The organism is Paenibacillus artemisiicola (genome assembly GCF_017652985.1).
GTDB classification, from domain to species: Bacteria; Bacillota; Bacilli; order Paenibacillales; family Paenibacillaceae; genus Paenibacillus_Z; species Paenibacillus_Z artemisiicola.
The window spans coordinates 34551-53225 of the sequence record NZ_JAGGDJ010000039.1; the positions used below are offsets into that span (position 1 = coordinate 34551).

Here is an 18675-nt window from a genome sequence, read left to right on the forward strand (position 1 = left end):
GGCGGACATGCTGAACCGCTACCGGACGCTGCGGCGGCCGGACAGCAAGGAGATCGTCATCAAGAAGTCGCGTTTCATCGGCCACGGCAGACCCGTCGCCTCGGAGGAAGAAGCGATCGCCTTCATCGAGGAGATCAAGAAGCTCCACTGGAACGCGACGCACAACTGCTCGGCTTACGTCGTCGGCGAACGCGACGAATGCCAGAAGCAGTCCGACGACGGGGAGCCGAGCGGCACGGCCGGCAAACCTATTCTTGAAGTGATCAAGCATCAAGGGCTTAAGAACGTCGCCGTCGTCGTGACCCGGTATTTCGGCGGCATCATGCTCGGCGCGGGCGGCTTGATCCGCGCCTATACCGACGGCGCGGTCGCGGCGATCGAGGCGGCGGAGGCCGTTACCCAGGTGCTGCACCGGGAGGTCATCGTCGACGTCGACTATACCTGGTACGGCAAGCTCGAGAACGAATTCCACGCGCGCGGCGTCCGCGTCGGCGGCACCGATTTTACCGACCGCGTCGTCATTACATGCCTGCCGGAGGCGCCCGAAGCGGACAAGTTCGCGGCGTGGATCACGGACTTGACGCAAGGCCAGGCGGTCATCGCGATCGGCGAGGACCGGTACTTCATCGACGGCGAGTAGCCGCGCGTGCCGCCACGCAACCCCCAATCGAGAATGAACGGCCAGCTCCCCTGAGGTTCCGAACGGACCTCCGGGGAGCTTTTCGTTTTTTGCCGTTGGCGCGAGATTTTCACCGTTCCAAGGATTGACTAGACATCCCGTGGTCTGCTAAAGTGTGAATACCAAGTATTTTAATGGGGATTATCCGTTTCCGCACCGCGATTCCTCAAGGAAAGCGTCAGGGGGTTATTCAGCTTGAATTTCATAATGCGCGGCCGCTTGTGGAGCTTCGGGTTTCGCAGCACCGTTATGCTCTATTTCATTCTGCTGATCGTCTTGCCGATCATCGGCATCTACACCCAGTCGTTCAAGCTGGGCTGGGCGCCGTTCTGGCAAAGCGTGACGGACCAGCTGGCGTGGGAAGCCGTTCTCCTTACGATTAAGCTGTCCGTGTTCGCCACGGTAATCAACGTGCTTCTGGGCACGATGATCGGGTGGGTGCTGATCCGGTACCGGTTTCCCGGGCGCAGCATCCTGAACAGCTTCGTGGATTTGCCGTTCGCGCTGCCGACCGCGGTCGGCGGCTTGATGATATTGCTGCTGCTCGGCCCCAACAGTCTCGTGGGGGGCCAGGCCGGCAAGCTCGGTTTCGAAATCGTCTTCCACGAACCCGCGATCGTCATCGCGATGGTGTTCGTGACGTTTCCGTTCGTCATTCGCGGCGTGCAGCCGCTGCTCGAGGAGATGGACAAATCCGAGGAGGAGGCGTCTTACACCCTCGGCGCATCCAGGACGCGGACGTTTCTGCAGGTGATATTCCCGTCGATGCTGCCGGGCATCATCAGCGGCGCGATGCTGGCGTTCTCCCGGGCGCTGGCGGAATTCGGCGCCGTCGTGCTCGTGGCCGGCAACATTCCGGGCAAGACGCTGATCGCGTCGGTGTATATTTTCGGCGAAATCGAAAGCGACAACGCGCAGGGCGCCGCGGCCGTGTCCGTGCTGCTCCTGACGCTGTCGTTCCTTATCCTCGGCGCCGTCAACCTCGTTCAGGCGAGGAGGCGCGCCAAATGAAAAAGCTGTGGATCGCGCTGACGTATCTGGTGTTTCTGATCCTGATCGTCGCGCCGCTGGTCAAAATTTTCGCCGGCTCCTGGGGCGACGGCTGGAGCGGCTTCGCGGAGGCGCTCACGCGCGAGCAATCGCTGCACGCGCTCCTGATGACGGGCATGCTCGTCGTGATCGTGACGCTGCTGAACACGCTGTTCGGCGTCATGCTCGCGCTGTACCTCGTCCGGGCGACCTGGCTGTCCCGCCGGATCAAGGGCCTTCTGAACAGCATCGTCGACCTGCCGTTCGCGGTCTCGCCCGTCATCGGCGGCCTTATGATCGTCCTCGTGCTCGGACCGAGCTCGGCGCTCGGCGCGTTCTTCGAGGATATCGGCTTCAAAGTCGTGTACGCGCTTCCCGGCATGATCCTGGCGACGCTGTTCGTCACGTTCCCGCTGATGGTGCGCGAGGTCATGCCGGTGCTGCAGGAGATCGGCGCGCAGCAGGAAGAAGCGGCCTCGACGCTCGGCGCCTATTCGTGGTACACCTTCTGGAAGGTGACATGGCCTTCGATCCGCTGGGGCGTCATCTACGGCGTCGTGCTGACGGTTGCCCGGTCGCTCGGGGAGTTCGGAGCGGTGCTCGTCGTTTCCGGCAATATTATGAACAAGACGCAGACGGCGACGACGCTCGTCTACCAGGACGTGGAGAACTTCAACGTCACCGAGGCCAGCAGCGTCGCGCTGGTGCTCGCGGCGTTCTCCGTCGGCCTGCTGCTGCTCATGGAATGGGCGAAGAAGAGAAAGGAAGTGCATTGAACGATGCATATCGAGGTGCGCGGCTTAAACAAACAGTTCGGCGATTTCCACGCCGTGCGGGACGTCAGTTTCGACATCGCCAAAGGCCAGCTGATCGGCCTGCTCGGCCCGAGCGGCGGCGGCAAAACGTCGATTCTCCGCATGCTCGCGGGGCTGGAATCCCCGTCGTCGGGCGACATCGTGTTCCATGGCAAGCGGGTCAACGACCTGCCGCCGCAGGAGCGCGGCATCGGCTTCGTCTTCCAGAATTACGCGCTGTTCAAGCATATGACCGTATACGACAACGTCGCGTTCGGCCTGAAGGTGAAGAAGGAGAAGAAGGACGTCATCCGCGAGCGCGTCATGTCGCTGATCGAGCTGACGGGACTGAAGGGCTTCGAGCACCGTTACCCGCACCAGCTCTCCGGCGGCCAGCGCCAGCGGGTCGCGTTCGCGCGGGCGCTCGCCCCGCAGCCGCAGCTGCTGCTGCTCGACGAGCCGTTCGCGGCCATCGACGCCAAGATCCGAACGGAGCTGCGCACGTGGCTGAAGGACATGATCGAGCGCCTCGGCATCACTTCGATCTTCGTGACGCACGACCAGGACGAGGCGATCGAGGTCGCCGACGAGATCATGATCATCAATAAAGGGCGGCTGGAGCAGAAAGGCACGCCTTGGGATATTTACAAGAGCCCGCAAACGCAGTTCGTGGCCAGCTTCATCGGCGAATCGACCATCGTCGAGAACGTGGAGCGGCTGAGGGGCTTCGAGGAAGCGGCCAACTGGCCGTCGACGAAGGCGCTGATCCGGCCGGAATACATCGAGATCGGCAAGCGGAGCGACTTCCGCATCCCGTCCGCGACCGTGGACGGCATCGTGCGGCATTTGCACTTCCGCGGCAGCGAGTGGATGGTGGAGGTCGAGATCGGCGACGTCAAGCTGATCACGTACCGTTCGCTCGAGAAGGACGTCCTGACGCCGGGCGAGCCGGTCAGCGTCCTCATCCACCGCGCGTATCTGTTCAACGACGACGACACGTGGATCATGGAGAACAAGCTGAAGGAAGACCCCATGCCGATCTACATCTAAGCATCCCGGCCGCGCGCGACAGCCGGCCGTCCCATCTAGGCGACTCGCTTGCCGAACAGAAAGTGTTGTGTGCACAATGAAACCTACCCTACTCAAAGGATGGCGGATTGCGGGTACGGCGCTTCTCGCGCTGACGCTTCTCCTGACGGCGGCCTGCGGGAAGGACGGCGCGGAGGGCGCGGCGGACGGCGGCGCGCAGACGGCGCCCAAGGGCGGCGTGACGCTCGTCATCGGCGCGTATTCCGTCGCGAAGGACTCGTTCGCGGAGCTGCTGCCCGCGTTCGCGAAGCAGTGGAAGGCCGAGACGGGGCAGACGGTGACGTTCCAGGAATCGTACGAGGCCTCCGGCACGCAGGCGCGCGCCATCGCCGGCGGGTTCGAGGCGGACGTGGCCGTGCTCGCGATGGAAAGCGACATCGACAAAATCCAAAAGGCCGGCTTCATCACCGCCGACTGGCGCAAGCAGTTCGGCGACGCCGGCATGATCACGCGATCGATCGCCGTCATGGGCACCCGCGAAGGAAACCCGAAGGGGATCAAGGACTGGGAAGATCTGACCCGCAAAGGCGTCAAAGTGCTCTATCCGAACCCGAAGACGTCCGGCGGCGCGCAGTGGGACATCAACGCGATGTACGGCGCGGGCTTGAAGGAATCCGAGGCGAAGACGGGCAAGAAGGATCCGGCGTACGCCAAGGCGTTCCTGGAGCGCATCCACCGGAACGTCGAGTCGCTCGACAAGAGCGGCCGCGCCTCCATGGCGGCGTTCGAATACGGCTTCGGCGACGTAATCGTTACCTACGAGAACGAATTGCTGGGCCGGAAGATGCAGGGCGTTCCGTACGAGGAAGTGATTCCGTCTTCGACGATCCTGATCGAGAACCCCGCTGCGATCGTCGACAAGAACGTCGACAAGCACGGCACGCGCAAGGTCGCCGAAGCGTTCCTGGCTTACCTGCACAGTCCGGACGCGCAGCGGATGCTCGCCAAGTACGGCTTCCGTCCCGTGAACGCTGCCGTCATGGAGGAGGTCAAGGACCGATTCGTCACGCCGCCGGGGCTGTTCGATATCTCGTACCTGGGCGGCTGGGCGGAAGTTCGCAATACGCTCTATTCGCCGAAAGGCGTCTGGTACCAAATCCTGGCGGGCATCTGACGCATGCCGCGCCTCACCGTAAACAGGCCCTGACCGCTTCGATGGAAGCGGCAGGGCCTTGTTCATGCTTGCTTGCCGGCGCCGCGCGGGGCGGCGGGAAGCCAGCGGCTGTGGCTAAACGGGAATCCGCGCGCGTTAGTTCGCCGGCGCGGACGTCAGGACGATGGCTTGCTTCGTGTACGCCAGGTCGGCGTGCAGCACCCGCGCGAAGAAATCCAGCGGCACGTAGAGCGTGCCGTTCTTCGTTGCCGGCGCGGCGCCGAGCGTGAAGGGCGCCATGTCTTTGAAGCCGTAGCGGTTCAGGTTGGCCGTCACTTTCGCCCAGTCGTTGCCCTTGGTCGCCTTGGTCTGATGCGTGCGCGCGTCGTAGCTGACCGTGTAGCCGAGCGCGGAGGCGACCGAACGCAGCGGCGCCATGACGGTACCGCCCGGGCCGGCGTACAGGGCGGCCTTCGCGTTCTGGCCGTTCGCCACGACCGGCAGCTTGACCGCGCCCGCGGGCACGGCCGCGCCGCCGTCCGGAATCACGACCGCGACTTCCGGCATGCCGGCGGCATACGGCGCGATCTCGTATTGTTGGAAGATGACGTAGGCGACGCCGTTTTTGATATAGAACGCTTGATTATCGGCGATCGATTTGAATTGGTCGGCGAAGAAATCGTCCGGGCGCGCGTTCATCTCCGCTTGCACCGCGCGGTTGACGACGCTCTTGTAGTTCGCGCCGAAGAGGTCCTTCAGCTTGATCGGGGACGCCTTCGCTTCGTTGCGGACGTTGTACGTCTCCGCGAGGGTGCCGCCGTGCGCGCCGCCCGTGTACGTATACGTCAGGACGCGGAACGAGAGGACGCCGTTCGCGGCCGCGCTTCCGTTCGAGATCAGCTCGGCTTTCACGGTGACGCCGTAAGGGCGGAACTCGTACGAGCCGTCATTGGCGGCATAGTCGTCGGCTGCCTGCTTGGCGATCGCGTCCGCGGCCGCTTTCGCGCGCGCCGCGATGTTCGCGTTCAGCGCGTTTTGGTAGGCGGCGTCTTTCATGCCTTGGAGGACCGGAATCTCGAGATCGGTCTCGAGCTGGTCCGTCGATTTCTTGATGACGGTCGTCGTCATCTGCACGGCGCCGTTCGCCTGCGCGACGACGGCGACCGGAGCGGCTGCCGGCGTTTGGCTCGCTTCCGCGGCGAACGCGAACGGCGCGGCTGCCGAGAGAAGGAGCGCGGAGCCGAGGACGGCGGCGGTCATCGTTTTGACGGGGCGGTTATGAGTACGGTCGTTCATGGGAATCCCTCCTGAATGAGTCTACTTATACTATAAACGCTTGCCCGCCGGATGATCGTAACAAAACGGTAACGAGTCCGTCAGGGCGCATCGCATAACGAATCTTGATTCGATTCATCATAAGGATTGATTTCTCATATCGAAGAGCGGTCGGTATAATGGGAACCATCCCAAACGTACGGAGGCGGTACAGACATGTCGATCCCTTACTCGCTGAAACGGCCGCCCGGCTTTTCCCTCGCGCTGCTTCGCGCCTGCCGGCTGCGGCTCGGCGGCCTCGCGTTCACGCTGCTGATCGCTTCTGCCGGCTGCGGCTTGGCGCTTCTGCCGGGCTTTCGCTACGCCGGCCAAATGGCCTGCGCCATCCTGCTCGCGGTCGCCTACCGGCAGGTGAGGGGCTACCCTGCGCGGCAGAAGGCCGGCATCCAGTTCGCGAGCAAGCATCTGCTGCGGCTGGCCATCATCCTCTACGGCCTCAAGCTGAACGTCGTCGCGATCTACGAGGAAGGCCTCGGGTTGCTGGCCCGGGACGCGGCCGTCGTGCTGTTCGCGGTCGGCTGCACGATGCTGTTCGCGAGATGGCTGCGCGCGGACCTCCGGCTGTCGCTGCTGCTCGGCATCGGCACGGGCATTTGCGGCGCGGCGGCGATCGCGGCCGTCTCGCCGATTCTGCGCGCGAAGGAGGAGGACACGGCGGTAGGCGCAGGCCTGATCGCGCTGGTCGGCACGGCGTTCGCCGTCGCGTATACGCTGCTTCGCCCGCTGCTCGGCCTGACCGGCGCGCAATACGGCGTCTGGTCCGGGTCGAGCCTGCACGAGATCGCGCACGCCGCGCTCGCCGCGTCGCCGGCGGGCCAGGACGCGCTGGCGCTGGCGCTGCTCGCCAAGCTCGGGCGCGTGTTCCTGCTCGTGCCGGTCTGCCTCGGGATCGTGTACGTGCAGCGGCGCCTTCGCCAAGGCGGCGCCGAGGCGCGCGGCGGGGAAGCGAAGACGCCGCTGCCGTTCCCGTGGTTCCTGCTCGGCTTCGCGGCCATGAGCCTGTTCGGCAGCAGCGCGTTCGGCCATCAGGTGCTGCAAGCGGCGCCGGGCGCGGTGAACGATTTGACCGTCGCCACGACGTTCCTGCTCACGATGGCGATGGTCGGGCTCGGCTTGAACGTCGACCTGCGCAAGCTCGGCGGCGGGGTGCTGAAGGCGCTCGCGGCCATGGTCGCCGCGTCGCTGCTGCTGTCGGCGTGGACGTATTTCACGGTATAAGCCGCCACCGCCGCCGTAACGCCGCCACCGCCGCCACCGCCGCCGCCGTCCGCGGCGCGCAGCGCAAAAAAGAGCTGCAAGCCCCGTCCGTTCGGACCGGAGGCTGCAGCTCTTCGCGTTTACACCGTTTGCAGGATGAATTTGTCGATGACGTGCTTGACGCCCTCTTCGTTGTTCGTCTTCGTGACGTACTGCGCGATTTCCTTCAGCTTCGGCAGGGCGTTGCCCATCGCGACGCCGAGGCCGGCGGCTTCGATCATCTCGTGGTCGTTCCAGGAATCCCCGATGGCGATGACCTCGTCCAGCGTGCAGCCGATGTGCTCGGCCATGAACGCGATCGCGTGTCCCTTCGTGCCTTCCTTGTTCGTCACTTCCAGGTAATGCGGCTTGGACTTCGTGATATGCGCGCGGTCGCCGATCAGAGGAGCCAGCTGCTCCGCCACCTCGTCCAGCCGGGCGGGATCGTCGATCATGAGCATTTTCGCCGACGGTTTGGCCAGCAGCGACTCGAAGTCGGGCTCCACCGCGAACGGAATGTTCGACAGCGCGGAATAGGCGCGGGCTTTATCGTTGTCCTCCTGCACGTACAAGATGTCGTCGATGTACAGCTGCAGATGAAGGCCGTTCGCTTTGCAAAAGGCGTACAGCTCCCGGGCCGCGTCCTCCGGCACGTACCGTTCGTACAGCACCTGCTCGTCGAGCAGCGTCTTCACCATGGAGCCCTGGTACGTGATGATCGGCACGTTCAGCTCGATTTGCTTCGCGATCTTCTTCGCTGACGGAAACATCCGGCCCGTGGCCAGCGTGACGAAGACGCCGCGCTCGATCGCGGCGGCCAGCGCCGCCTTGGTGCCCGGCGTGACGACGATGTCGTCCGTCAGCAGGGTGTCGTCGATGTCGATGGCAATCAGTTTGTAGGTCATGCTCTCCGCTCCTTCTCTCTATGGCTTGCATTGTCCTTGATTGTAGCGGAATTCGGGGGCGGGAACAAGCGTTATCTTCGTAAAGCGCGGCGTCCCGCGAACTGCTGCCGGTAGGCGGTCGGCGTCATGTTTTCGCTCTCCTGGAACCGCTTGTTGAAGTAGCCGGCCGTCTCGTAGCCGGACTGGCGGGCGACCTCGCCGACGCTCAGCTCGGGCCGTTCCACGAGCAGCGCCTTGGCCCGCTGGATGCGGCAAAGCGTGACGAATTGCAGCGGCGTCTGGCCGACGGCGCGGCGGAACCAGCGGCAAAACGCGTAGCGGTTCGTCTCCGCCCGCTCGGCCCAGGCGTCGAGGTCGAACGGCTCGGCCGCGGCGGCCTGCAGCTCCGGCAGCAGGGCGAGAATGCGCCGCGCGGCGGCGGCCGGCGGACCGGCGGCCGGCGCGGACAACGGCTCGGCCTGCTCGATGAATTCCGCGAGCACGCCGTAAAGCAGCATGGCGACCCGGCTCGGGTGAAGCAGCTTGTGCCGTTCGATTTCGGCGAGCAGCTCGTCGAACCGGGCCTCCAGCTCCGCCGCCGTGCGCGGCCGCCACGGCACGGCGCGGCGGAAGCCGCGCGCCTTCAAGTCCGCCGCGATCCCGCTGCCGTAAAAATGAATCCACTTGATCGCCCACGGATGATCGGGGTGGGCGTAATAGACCTGGCGGTCGCCGGGAAAATAGAGAAAGCAGTCGCCCGCCCGCAGCTCCCGCCGCCGGCCGTCCAGCTCGACGAAGCCGCTGCCGGCGGTCACGAGATGCAGGTTGAACGCCTGCATCGCGCCGGCGTCGCGGCGGACCTCGTGCTCGGGGTCGGGCTGGTAATGGCCGGCCGACTCCGGGAAGCAGTAGAAGCGGCCGGGGGACTGCAGCGGCAGGGTAAGATGGTTGCGGAACACGGCATCGCCTCCTCCGTATGAGTAGTTGCTATTGTCAATATCGTGGTAACGCAAGCAATATATTTCGATATGGCGCGGCGGAATCCTTTACTATAATAAGCAATATAGATCAATTCCACGCAAAGGAGAACGAACCGCCATGAAACGAATCGAAATCGCGGGCATCCCGCAAGGCATTACGCAGCTTATCCAGGGCTCCATGATGCTGAAAGCCGAGGACATGGACTACTCGGGCGGGCTGCTCGACGCCTACGCCGCCGCCGGCGGCAACGCGATTGACACCGGCCACATCTACGGCGTCAGCTCGGCGCAAGCCATCGGCAAATGGATGGAAGCGCGGGGCAACCGCGCCAACATCGTCGTGATCGGCAAAGGCGCGCATCCGTACGAGCAGTCGCGCATGACGAAGACGTGCATTCAGAACGATCTCATCGAATCGCTGGAACGCTTGGCTACGGATTATATGGACGTCTACCTGCTGCACCGCGACGATCCCAACGTTCACGTGGGCTACATCCTCGAAGGCTTGAACGACCAGCTGGCGGCCGGCCGCTGCCGGGCGATCGGCGCGTCCAATTGGAGCGTCGCGCGCATCCGCGAGGCCAACGCCTACGCGGAGAAGCACGGCTTGACGGGCTTCGGCTGCAGCAGCCCGAACCTCGGACTCGCCCGTCCGATCGAACCGCGCTGGGCGGGCTGCGTGTCGACGACGGCCGAGGACGAGGCGTGGCACGAGCAGTCCCGCCTGCCGATCCTGTCCTGGTCGTCGCAATCCGGCGGCTTCTTCACGGACCGGTGCGCTCCGGACAAGCGCGGCGACGCCGACATGGTCCGCGTCTACTACAGCGACGAGAACTGGGAGCGCAAGCGCCGGGCCGGCGTCCTCGCCGAGAAATACGGCGTCTCCGCGAACCAAATCGCGCTCGCGTACGTGCTGAACCAGCCGTTCCCGGTCGCGGCGATCATCGGGCCGCAGTCGCCGGCGGAGCTGAAGGACAGCGTCGACGCGCTGCCGATCGCGCTGAGCGCCGAAGAACGCGCCTGGCTCAAGCTCGCGACGGAGACGGCGTCTCTGTAAAGCCGGCGTTCGCGGCAGCGCCGGTCCTCCGGGCTGCAGCGCCGCCGCGAAGCGGCATGACACGCAGCGAAGACCTCTATCGAGCATGCGGAAACGACGGCAGCGCCGTCCCTCCGCAAGCCTCGGAAGGGGTCTTTTTCGCCTGGGTTCGCGCGAACTTGCGGCGGCTCTCCGAATGCGATAGAGTGAGGAAACAGGTTCATTTGCGGAAGAGGTGTGGGAATGAATAGGTTTGGTGAGAACGCCGCGAAGCAGCGGCGAGTGACGCTCGTCGTGATCATGGTGATTTTGCTCCTGGGCGGCTTCTTCGTCGGCAGGCTGAGCATGCTGGCGCAATATCCGATCATCAAGGACCAGGCGTTCGGGAATTTATCGTACGCGTACAAGGAAATCATGAACGATTATTTGGACGGCGCGAAGTCCAAGGCGCTCGTCGACGGCGCGGCGGAAGGGATGGTCGGCTCGCTGCAGGATCCGTATTCCGTGTATTTGTCGGAGGACAAGGGCGAGGCCTACATGCAGTCGTACGAAGACCATTTCGTCGGGATCGGCGTGGAGATCCGGCAGGAGGACGGCGCGTTCATCATCGACAATATCATTAAAGGAGCGCCTTCCGAGAAATCGGGGCTGCAGAAGGAAGACACCATCGAGACGGTCGACGGCAAGAGCGTCAAGGGCCTGACCTTCGACGACCTGAAGAGCAAGCTGCAGGGCAAGTCGGGCTCCACGGTCAAGCTCGAGGTGCAGCGGCCCGGCCGCAGCGGCATGGTGACCGTCTCCGTCAAGCGCGGCGACGTGCCGGTGCTGACGGTTTCCTCGGAGATGAAGGCGGACGGCGTCGGCGAGATCACGATCAGCCGGTTCGCGGAGAAGACGGCGCAGGAATTCGACGCGGCGGTCCAGAGCCTGCGGAAGCAGGGCATGAAGGCGCTGCTGCTGGATCTGCGCGGCAATCCGGGCGGGCTGCTCAACCCGACGATCGAGATCGCGAACCGGTTCGTGCCGAAAGGGAAAACGATCGTGCAGGTCGTCTACAAGGACGAGAAGCGGGTGCTCACGCATACGTCGAGCCAGAAGGAGCCGTGGACGCTGCCGATCGCGATTCTCGTGGACGGGCACACGGCCAGCTCCGCCGAGGTGCTGACCGCGGCGCTCAAGGATACGGCCGGCGCGCAGGTCGTCGGCGAGAAGACGTTCGGCAAGGGCATCGTGCAAAATTTCAACCAGCTGAAGGACGGTTCCGTGCTGAAGCTGACGGAGGCGCAGTGGCGGACGCCGAACGGGCAGTGGATCCACAAGAAGGGCATCGAGCCCAACGTGGCGGTCGCGCCGCCGGCTTACGCGCTGCTGCCGCGACTCGACGCGGGCCTGAAGCTGAAGGCCGGGGATTACGGCGACAAGGTCGTCACCGTGCAGAAAATGCTGCAGGCGATCGGCTACGGCACCGGGACGGGGTCGGGCATCTACGACGAGGCGACGGAAGCTGCCGTGCGCGCCTTCCAGCAGAAGGAGTCGCTGCCGGTGACCGGCGAGACGAACGACCGGACCGCCTACCGGATTTTGGATCGGCTGACGGCCAAATTCCAGACCGAGGATCCGCAGCGGAACAAGGCGATCGAGCTGCTGAAAGCGGCGGAAGCGGCCGCGTCGTCCGGCAAATAGGTTTAACATAACTTCCATTGCTTGTTCGTGGGCGCTGTGATATGCTTGTAAAAATTTATCCGGAATCCATCATCCCAGGAGGCGACATTGTTTTGGCTTATTATTACATGGAACCGTCCCGCACCTTCAGCGAATTTCTGCTGGTGCCGAATCTGACGACGAAGGCGTGCAACCCGGCCAACGTTTCGCTCAAGACCCCGCTCGTGAAATTCAAGAAGGGCGAGCAGCCGGCGTATTCGCTCAACATTCCGTTCTCGTCGGCGGTCATGCAGGCCGTGTCGGACGATCGCATGGCCGTGGCGCTGGCGCGCAGCGGCGGCATCTCGTTCATCTTCGGCTCGCAATCCGTCGAGAGCCAAGCGGAGATGGTCCGCAAGGCGAAGAGCTACAAAGCCGGCTTCGTCGTCAGCCGTTCGAACCTGACGCCGGACCATACGCTGAAGGACGTGCTGGAGCTGAAAGAGCGGACGGGCCATTCCACCGTAGCGATCACGCACGACGGTTCCCCGAACGGCAAGCTGCTCGGCATCGTGACGGGCCGCGACTACCGGGTCAGCCGGGATTCGCAGTCCAAGTCCGTCGCCGACTTCATGACGCCGTTCGAGAAGCTGGTTTACGGCAAATCCGGCATCACGCTGTCGGAAGCGAACGACCTGATCTGGGATCATAAGCTGAACTGCCTGCCGGTCGTCGGCGACGAAGGCAATCTGGAATACCTGGTCTTCCGCAAAGACTATGACGAGCACAAAGTGAACCCGATGGAGCTGCTCGACGCCAACAAGAGCTACATCGTCGGCGCGGGCATCAACACGAAGGATTATCGGGACCGCGTGCCGGCGCTCGTGGCGGCGGGCGTGGACGTGCTGGTCATCGACTCCTCGGACGGCTATTCCGAATGGCAGAAGGATACGATCGAATTCGTCAAGTCGAACTTCCCGCAAGTCAAGATCGGCGCCGGCAACGTCGTCGACAAGGAAGGCTTCCAATACCTGGTCGACGCCGGCGCGGACTTCGTGAAGATCGGCATCGGCGGCGGTTCCATCTGCATCACGCGCGAACAGAAGGGCATCGGCCGCGGACAAGCCTCCGCGCTGATCGAAGTCTCGGCGGCGCGCGACGCGTACTATGAGCAAACCGGCGAATACGTGCCGATCTGCTCCGACGGCGGCATCGTGCACGATTACCACATCACGCTGGCGCTCGCCATGGGCGCGGATTTCGTCATGATGGGCCGCTACTTCGCGCGGTTCGACGAGAGCCCGACGCGCAAGCTCAAGGTCGGCAACAATTTCGTGAAGGAATTCTGGGGCGAAGGCTCCAACCGCGCCCGCAACTGGGAGCGGTACGACACCGGCGGCAAGGCGGGGCTTATGTTCGAGGAGGGCGTCGATTCCTACGTGCCTTACGCGGGCAGCCTGCAGGAGAACATGAGCAAGACGCTGCACAAGATCAAATCGACGATGTGCAACTGCGGCTCCATCTCCATTCCGGAGCTCCAGCGCAACGCGCGGATCACGCTCGTCTCCGCGACCAGCATCGTCGAAGGCGGCGCGCACGACGTCATCCTGAAGGAAAACAACATCGCCGGCGAATAAGCCGGGTCGACGCAAGAAGGCTGCATGGAACCGACGAGGTTCATGCAGCCTTCTTTGCGTGCCGATTGCGCCTGGGATGCGAAATCGCGGGTTCTGGGGCGGAGAGGATTCGGACGCCGGCCTTTGCCTTGGCGATTGCCGTGCCGCTTGCCTTGCCGAGTACCTTTGTGCGCGCCTTCCGGTAGGCCGATTGACAGTTTTTTGCTCGCGCGCTCACGCCAGCGTCTCCCAGCGCTCCCACATCTCGCGCGGGTTGCGTTCGTACACTTCACGCTCCCGGTACAGGTACGCGTGCATGATGAATTCGCGCCGGATCGTGGCGAAGTCGGGATGATACGCTTGAATGAAGGCGTTCAATTCCTTCTCCGTGTAGCTGCGGCCTTCCTGCAGCCGCTCCGCCAGATGCTCCAGCACGATGCGCTTCTTCTTCAGCTGGGCTGGGATATGCTTCAGCTTGCCGTCCGCGGTAAAGAAATTGCGCAGCACGGACTGCTTCAGCTTCTCGTTCTTCTCGTTCTTCTCGTTCATCGGTTCCGCCTCCTTCGCGGGTCCGGCTTCCGCCGGTTTGGCCAGCATGGCCTGCAGCGCCCCTTCGTACTGCTTCACGAAATACCGGTCCAGCGAGAAATAGATTGCGTTCTTGTCGCGCCGCTCGCGAATCAGGCTTACGCCCCGAAGCTTCCCGGCGTGATGCGTGATCGTGGCGGGGGAGAGGAACAGCTTCTCCGCCAGCTCCTGGCCGGTCAGCTCGCCTTCCGCCAGCAGGATCAGCATGCGGACGCGGGTCGGATCGGCCAGCGCTTTGTGATAATTGACGAGTTTGTCGAGCTGCATCATGAAGGTCGCCGCCTTTCTGTGGTTTGGTTTTCATCGAATTCGGCGTTCATTGAATATGGTAATCATTAAATTAGTCGCCCATCAAATTTGTCGGTCATCAAAATTTATCGCTTATCTAATTTAATGATTATCTAATTAGATAATAATCTAATTCGAATGTCGGAGTCAAGCGTCGTTTGCCTATATGTTGCGATAGACCCGTCCTTAGGTTAGGCGCGCAAAACGGGTTCGCGGGCTGCCCGGCACATGCGGATTGGCCCCGAACGCGCGCAAATAGGGATCCCGCTCGTCGGATGACAACCGGAATCCCTATGCTTTCGTTCTACGCCTATTCAATTGTCTTTCGCGCTCCGTTTCTAAAATGCGCTTCCACATTTTTCAGATTTTGTGCCGCTATGGCGCCGTTCGAGCATTGCTGCCGGGCCCCGCATGCTCCTCGTCTTCGCGCGTCCGCATGGCGCCTTTCGCGGGACCGCATCGGAACATGCTTCGCTTGCCGTCTCCAATGGACTATCCCCTTCCGTCGGAACGTGGATGTCAGATCAGCAAGCCCGAAAGCAGCATCCCCCGCGGGAGAAGCGTCCGTTCCGCTTGATCTGCCTTCAGTGTACAGGCCGGCGTAAATTTTGTAAATATTCAGAAAATTATAAAATCTCCCGTTTGCCGCCGAAAAATGGCCCTAATCCACGGGATGCTCGCCTATCTTTACAATTCCTCAATTTGACGAACGATGTCGCAAACGGCGAAGCGCGGCGAGCGACGCGATGGCAAGCAGGACGGCAGCCGTGGCGGATGCGGCTGCGATAGCCGGGTGATCAGCTTGCTTGACGGCAATGGCGGCGAACGCCCAAGCGAAGACGAGCGCGTACGTCCCATCCCTGTTGCTCCACAGGGCCGTAAGCGCAAGCGCGGCGGCAAGCGCAAGAAGCATGTAGGCCCACGGACTGCCCGGGAGCCGGAAGCCGCGCCAGCCGGCGTCGTCGATTACGACCGCGAAGTTCACGATCGCGGCGATGCTGATCCAGCCGAGATAGAGACTGAACGGCAGCCGGACCAGCCAGCGTTCGCCGGCGGTCGGCGTCCCGCGCCCGCTTCGGACGCGGCGGTAGACGACGATGAGCGCAAGCAGCAGCGCGAGCATGACGACGCCGCTCGCGGCGATGAATTCGTAGTGCCAGACGACGATCCAGGCCGCGTTCAGCAGACAGCTGGCCGCGAACCAAGGTCCGATGCGCGCGGCGGACGGCCGCGAACGGCCGGCGGGCAAGAGCTGATAGATGACGAACCCGGCCAGAAGCGCATAGATGACCGACCAGATGGCGAAGGCGTAACCGGCGGGCGTGATCAGCACGGGGTGGCGGTCCGACAATTCCCCGGTCGTCCGGTCGTTGAGCGGCAGCCATACGGCCAGCGCGTTGAAGGCCAGCATGACGGCAAAGGCAACCGGGTTCAGCAGGCGAATTATTCGATGAAAACGATGCATGGGCGATTCGCTCCTTTCCTCTACGGTCATTATTCCCACTGGCGGGTCAGGATGAAACGGCGCATGAAATTGAGCATTGACAGCCGGAAGAAATTGCTCTATATTATAACCAACGGTTAGTAACCAGTGGTTACGAATGACGATGAGATGAGAGGGCGGAGATACGGATGAAAATCGAACGGATATCGGAGCAGGTGTGGAGCTTGAGCACGTGGGTCATTATTCCGATCCATGTGTGGGCGGTCGTGGAGAAGGACGGCATTACGCTGGTGGACGCGGGGATATCGATGATGACGAAAGGAATCGCGGAATTCGCCGAGAAGCGGCTCGGGCTGCCGCTGCGGCGCATCGTGCTGACGCACGGCCACGGAGATCATACGGGGGCGGTCAAGAAGTTGGCCGAACGCTATCCGGACGTGACCGTCTATGCGCATGAGATCGAAATTCCGTATATGGAAGGCAAGCTCGCCTACCCGGGACGCAAAAAGCCGCAGCAATCCGTCGCGCCGGGGCTGGCGAAGCCGCTGCCCGCGGCGGCGGACGGCACGCTTGCCCGCGTGGGCGGGCTGTCCGCGCATTTGACGCCGGGCCATTCGCCGGGCCACGTCGTCTACTTCCACGAGGCGGACGGCGTTATGCTGGCGGGCGATCTGTTCACGTCCAAGGGCGGACGCCTTCGCAAGCCGATGCCGATGTTTACGTCGGACATGGCGGAAGCGGTCCGCAGCAGCGAGATCGTGCGCCAGCTTCGCCCTTCGCGGCTCGAAGTGTGCCACGGCGGCGCCGTCCTGAATCCGGCGGATCAGCTGGACGCGTATCAGCGGAGCCAGGGCTTCGCGGGCGGAGGCGGAGGCGGTGGCGTTTCGTTACAGCGCTGAGTTGTAATGCTCGTGGAGCTCCAAGGCCAGGCTCGCCATGCGCGCCTTCAATTCGGGCGGGCCGAGAACGGTCAGCTTGGCGCCGTAGCCGAGCAGGTAGTAGGGGACGTAGGTGAGCATCGCGTTCTCCTCGAACATGAACTGCGCCCGGTCCTTCGCTCGCTCGACGAGCGAATCGCCGAACGGCCCCGTTTCGCAGAGCGCGTTCAACGTTTCCGGCTTGCCCTCCACGCCGACCGCGATCAGCTTCTCGCCGTCGGCGCTGATCCACGGCTTCAGGAATTGCAGCAGATAGCCGCGGGCGGAGAAGTCCGCGGGCCGCTCGAAGGTCGCGTCGGTCGGCTCGGCCGAGACGATGCGGTCGACGCGGAAGCTGCGGATTTCCTCCCGCAGATGGCAGTGGGCGACGACGTACCATTTGCCCTTCCAATGCACGAGGCCGTACGGGTCGATGCGCCGCCCTTGCGGCTCGAGCCCGACGCCTTTATGGTGCTCGATCAGCATCGTGCCGTTCCCGGCGACGGCCGCCTCGAGCTGCCGCAGCAGCGGCGCCATGCCTTCGTCCGGACCGGAGCTGATGACGTCGAAGCCGACGAGATGGCGGTCGATGGCGGTCCGCTGCTCCTCGTTCGTATACCGCTTCAGCTTCGTCAGCGCCTGCCGGAGCACGTCGCCGTACGGGTAGCCGGCTTCCTGGGCGAAGACGGCCGCCTGCAGGAGCGCCTTTTGCTCCTCGAGGTCGAAGAAGAGCGGCGATTCCTTGAACTGCGGCAGGAGGCTGTAGCCCCCGTTATGGCCGGAGTCCGCCACGATCGGCACGCCGCTCGCGCACAGCGCGTCGATGTAGCGGTAAACCGTGCGGATATGCATTTCCAGCGCATCGGCCAGCTGTTTGGCCGTCATGCGCTTGTTTGCTTTGAGCAGCCAGAGGATGGCGAGCATGTTGTCGGCTTTGGACACGGGGGCACCTCCTTGCGGTGGATGGGAATCGTCCGGGCCGCGGGCTTCCCGAATTCGGGTTCAGGCACCTCGCGTCCAGACAGGGCTTCCGCTCAACGCGGGCCGGCGTTCTCCTTGAACGGCTGCAGGAACGCTTTCGGAATCGGCGTTTCGAACCGCATCGTCTCGCCCGTCCGGGGATGCTTGAACGCCAGAACACGCGCGTGCAGGCCGAGCCGGCCGATCGCCTTCGACCGGGCGCCGTACTTCTTGTCGCCGACGATCGGATGGCCGATGTCCTCCATGTGGACGCGGATCTGGTTTTTGCGCCCGGTTTCGAGCGACAATTCGAGCAGGGAGAATTGGGCGCCGCTTTGCAGCAGCTTGTAGTGCGTGACGGCATGCTGCGCGCCTTCCGGATTGTTCGTCGAATACATCTTGAGCGTCTTGGTCTCCTTCAGGTACGACGAAATCGTGCCTTCCGGCTTCTTGACCTTGCCTTCGACGAGGGCGACGTACGTGCGCTCCTCCACGTCGTCCTGCCAGGCGTTCTGCAGCTTCTGCTGCACCTGCTCGCTCTTCGCGAACATCATGACGCCGGACGTATCGCGGTCGAGCCGGTGCAGCACGAAAATCCGGCTGTTCGGATCGGCCGCGCGCACATGCGCGGTCAGCTGCCGGTACGCCGTCAGCTCGTTCTCCTGCCCGGTCGAGACGGAGAGCAGGCCCGCGTCCTTCGCGACGACGACGACGTCGTCGTCCTCGTGCAGGATCGCGAGGCCGATCAGCGGCGGCTTCTCGGCGACGCGCTCCTTGGACACGGTGACCGTCTGGCCGGGCCGCAGGGCATGGTTGTACAGCTTGACCGGCGTGCCGTCGACGGCGATCTGGCCGCGGCTCAGCATCGATTTGAGGGCGTTGCGGCCTTCGCCGGCGACGTGCTGCAGCAGGAAAGCGAGCAGCTCCGACGGCTCGTTCACTTCGTAGGCGCGGACCGGGGGCTTAACCGGACCGCGGAGCTGCGCCGCGGGCTTGGCCGGGCCGCGCCGCTGCGCCGCGGGCGGTTTGCCGGCCGGCTTCGGCCGGCCCGCGGGCTTGCCGTGCG

General features: G+C 63.5%; 17 protein-coding genes. 10 read left to right on the plus strand and 7 right to left on the minus strand.

All coding sequences use genetic code 11. The features are described from left to right. Positions 1 to 7 precede the first annotated feature (7 nt). The 5 genes from I8J29_RS26605 to I8J29_RS26625 all read left to right on the plus strand — a co-directional run bounded on the left by I8J29_RS26605 (position 8) and on the right by I8J29_RS26625 (position 4705). The gene (locus tag I8J29_RS26605) at positions 8 to 640 is read left to right on the plus strand and encodes a YigZ family protein (protein ID WP_208850395.1); all 633 of its coding nucleotides are present in this window, start codon (positions 8 to 10) and stop codon (positions 638 to 640) included. Positions 641 to 886: 246 nt separating this feature from the next. Further along, positions 887 to 1690: a sulfate ABC transporter permease subunit CysT gene (gene cysT / locus I8J29_RS26610; protein WP_420831166.1), complete on the plus strand. Its 804-nt coding sequence runs from the start codon at positions 887 to 889 to the stop codon at positions 1688 to 1690. Further along, positions 1687 to 2484 (plus strand): sulfate ABC transporter permease subunit, encoded by a 798-nt coding sequence (locus tag I8J29_RS26615; RefSeq protein WP_208850397.1) that lies wholly within the window; start codon positions 1687 to 1689, stop codon positions 2482 to 2484. Before cysT ends, I8J29_RS26615 begins: the two co-directional genes overlap by 4 nt. A gap of 3 nt (positions 2485 to 2487) precedes the next feature. Further along, the gene (locus tag I8J29_RS26620; RefSeq protein WP_090641223.1) at positions 2488 to 3552 is read left to right on the plus strand and encodes a sulfate/molybdate ABC transporter ATP-binding protein; all 1065 of its coding nucleotides are present in this window, start codon (positions 2488 to 2490) and stop codon (positions 3550 to 3552) included. 76 nt (positions 3553 to 3628) lie between these two features. Next, positions 3629 to 4705 carry a sulfate ABC transporter substrate-binding protein gene (locus I8J29_RS26625; protein WP_208850398.1) on the plus strand — a complete coding sequence of 359 codons (1077 nt, stop codon included), beginning with the start codon at positions 3629 to 3631 and terminating at the stop codon, positions 4703 to 4705. Between the two features lie 135 nt (positions 4706 to 4840). Here I8J29_RS26625 and I8J29_RS26630 read toward each other — a convergent pair whose 3' ends face one another. Continuing rightward, entirely contained in the window at positions 4841 to 5980 is a 1140-nt protein-coding gene (locus tag I8J29_RS26630) for a PdaC/SigV domain-containing protein (RefSeq protein ID WP_208850399.1), read from the minus strand. A 195-nt stretch (positions 5981 to 6175) separates the two neighbouring features. On the opposite strand from I8J29_RS26630, the gene I8J29_RS26635 reads away from it, so the two are divergent. Beyond that, a complete protein-coding gene (locus I8J29_RS26635; protein WP_208850400.1) occupies positions 6176 to 7237 on the plus strand; it encodes a YeiH family protein in 1062 nt (353 codons plus the stop codon). Between the two features lie 119 nt (positions 7238 to 7356). Here I8J29_RS26635 and I8J29_RS26640 read toward each other — a convergent pair whose 3' ends face one another. Together I8J29_RS26640 and I8J29_RS26645 are read right to left on the minus strand one after the other, a co-directional pair. Further along, positions 7357 to 8160 carry a Cof-type HAD-IIB family hydrolase gene (locus tag I8J29_RS26640; protein WP_208850401.1) on the minus strand — a complete coding sequence of 268 codons (804 nt, stop codon included), beginning with the start codon at positions 8158 to 8160 and terminating at the stop codon, positions 7357 to 7359. A 71-nt stretch (positions 8161 to 8231) separates the two neighbouring features. Further along, positions 8232 to 9098, minus strand: coding sequence for an AraC family transcriptional regulator (locus I8J29_RS26645; RefSeq protein WP_208850402.1), 867 nt, complete (start codon positions 9096 to 9098; stop codon positions 8232 to 8234). A gap of 139 nt (positions 9099 to 9237) precedes the next feature. On the opposite strand from I8J29_RS26645, the gene I8J29_RS26650 reads away from it, so the two are divergent. The 3 genes from I8J29_RS26650 (at position 9238) to I8J29_RS26660 (ending at position 13433) form a co-directional block, all read left to right on the plus strand. Further along, entirely contained in the window at positions 9238 to 10176 is a 939-nt protein-coding gene (locus tag I8J29_RS26650; protein WP_208850403.1) for an aldo/keto reductase, read from the plus strand. A gap of 222 nt (positions 10177 to 10398) precedes the next feature. Next, complete coding sequence (locus tag I8J29_RS26655; RefSeq protein ID WP_208850404.1) at positions 10399 to 11838, plus strand: S41 family peptidase; 1440 nt, start codon at positions 10399 to 10401, stop codon at positions 11836 to 11838. A gap of 92 nt (positions 11839 to 11930) precedes the next feature. Further along, on the plus strand, positions 11931 to 13433 hold the full coding sequence (locus tag I8J29_RS26660) for an IMP dehydrogenase (protein WP_208850405.1): 1503 nt from the start codon (positions 11931 to 11933) through the stop codon (positions 13431 to 13433). Between the two features lie 213 nt (positions 13434 to 13646). Here the strand turns inward: I8J29_RS26660 and I8J29_RS26665 are convergent, their stop codons facing one another. After that, positions 13647 to 14267 carry a DUF2087 domain-containing protein gene (locus I8J29_RS26665; protein WP_208850411.1) on the minus strand — a complete coding sequence of 207 codons (621 nt, stop codon included), beginning with the start codon at positions 14265 to 14267 and terminating at the stop codon, positions 13647 to 13649. Between the two features lie 718 nt (positions 14268 to 14985). Next, positions 14986 to 15753 (minus strand): TspO/MBR family protein, encoded by a 768-nt coding sequence (locus tag I8J29_RS26670; protein WP_208850406.1) that lies wholly within the window; start codon positions 15751 to 15753, stop codon positions 14986 to 14988. A gap of 167 nt (positions 15754 to 15920) precedes the next feature. Between I8J29_RS26670 and I8J29_RS26675 the strand changes: the two genes are divergently transcribed. Next, positions 15921 to 16631: an MBL fold metallo-hydrolase gene (locus I8J29_RS26675; RefSeq protein ID WP_208850407.1), complete on the plus strand. Its 711-nt coding sequence runs from the start codon at positions 15921 to 15923 to the stop codon at positions 16629 to 16631. Here the strand turns inward: I8J29_RS26675 and I8J29_RS26680 are convergent. Then, complete coding sequence (locus I8J29_RS26680; protein ID WP_208850408.1) at positions 16620 to 17591, minus strand: helix-turn-helix transcriptional regulator; 972 nt, start codon at positions 17589 to 17591, stop codon at positions 16620 to 16622. The two genes, I8J29_RS26675 and I8J29_RS26680, sit on opposite strands and share 12 nt — an antisense overlap. Positions 17592 to 17683: 92 nt before the next feature. After that, a partial coding sequence (locus tag I8J29_RS26685) for an RluA family pseudouridine synthase (RefSeq protein ID WP_240546516.1) occupies positions 17684 to 18675 on the minus strand: 992 nt, incomplete at its 5' end.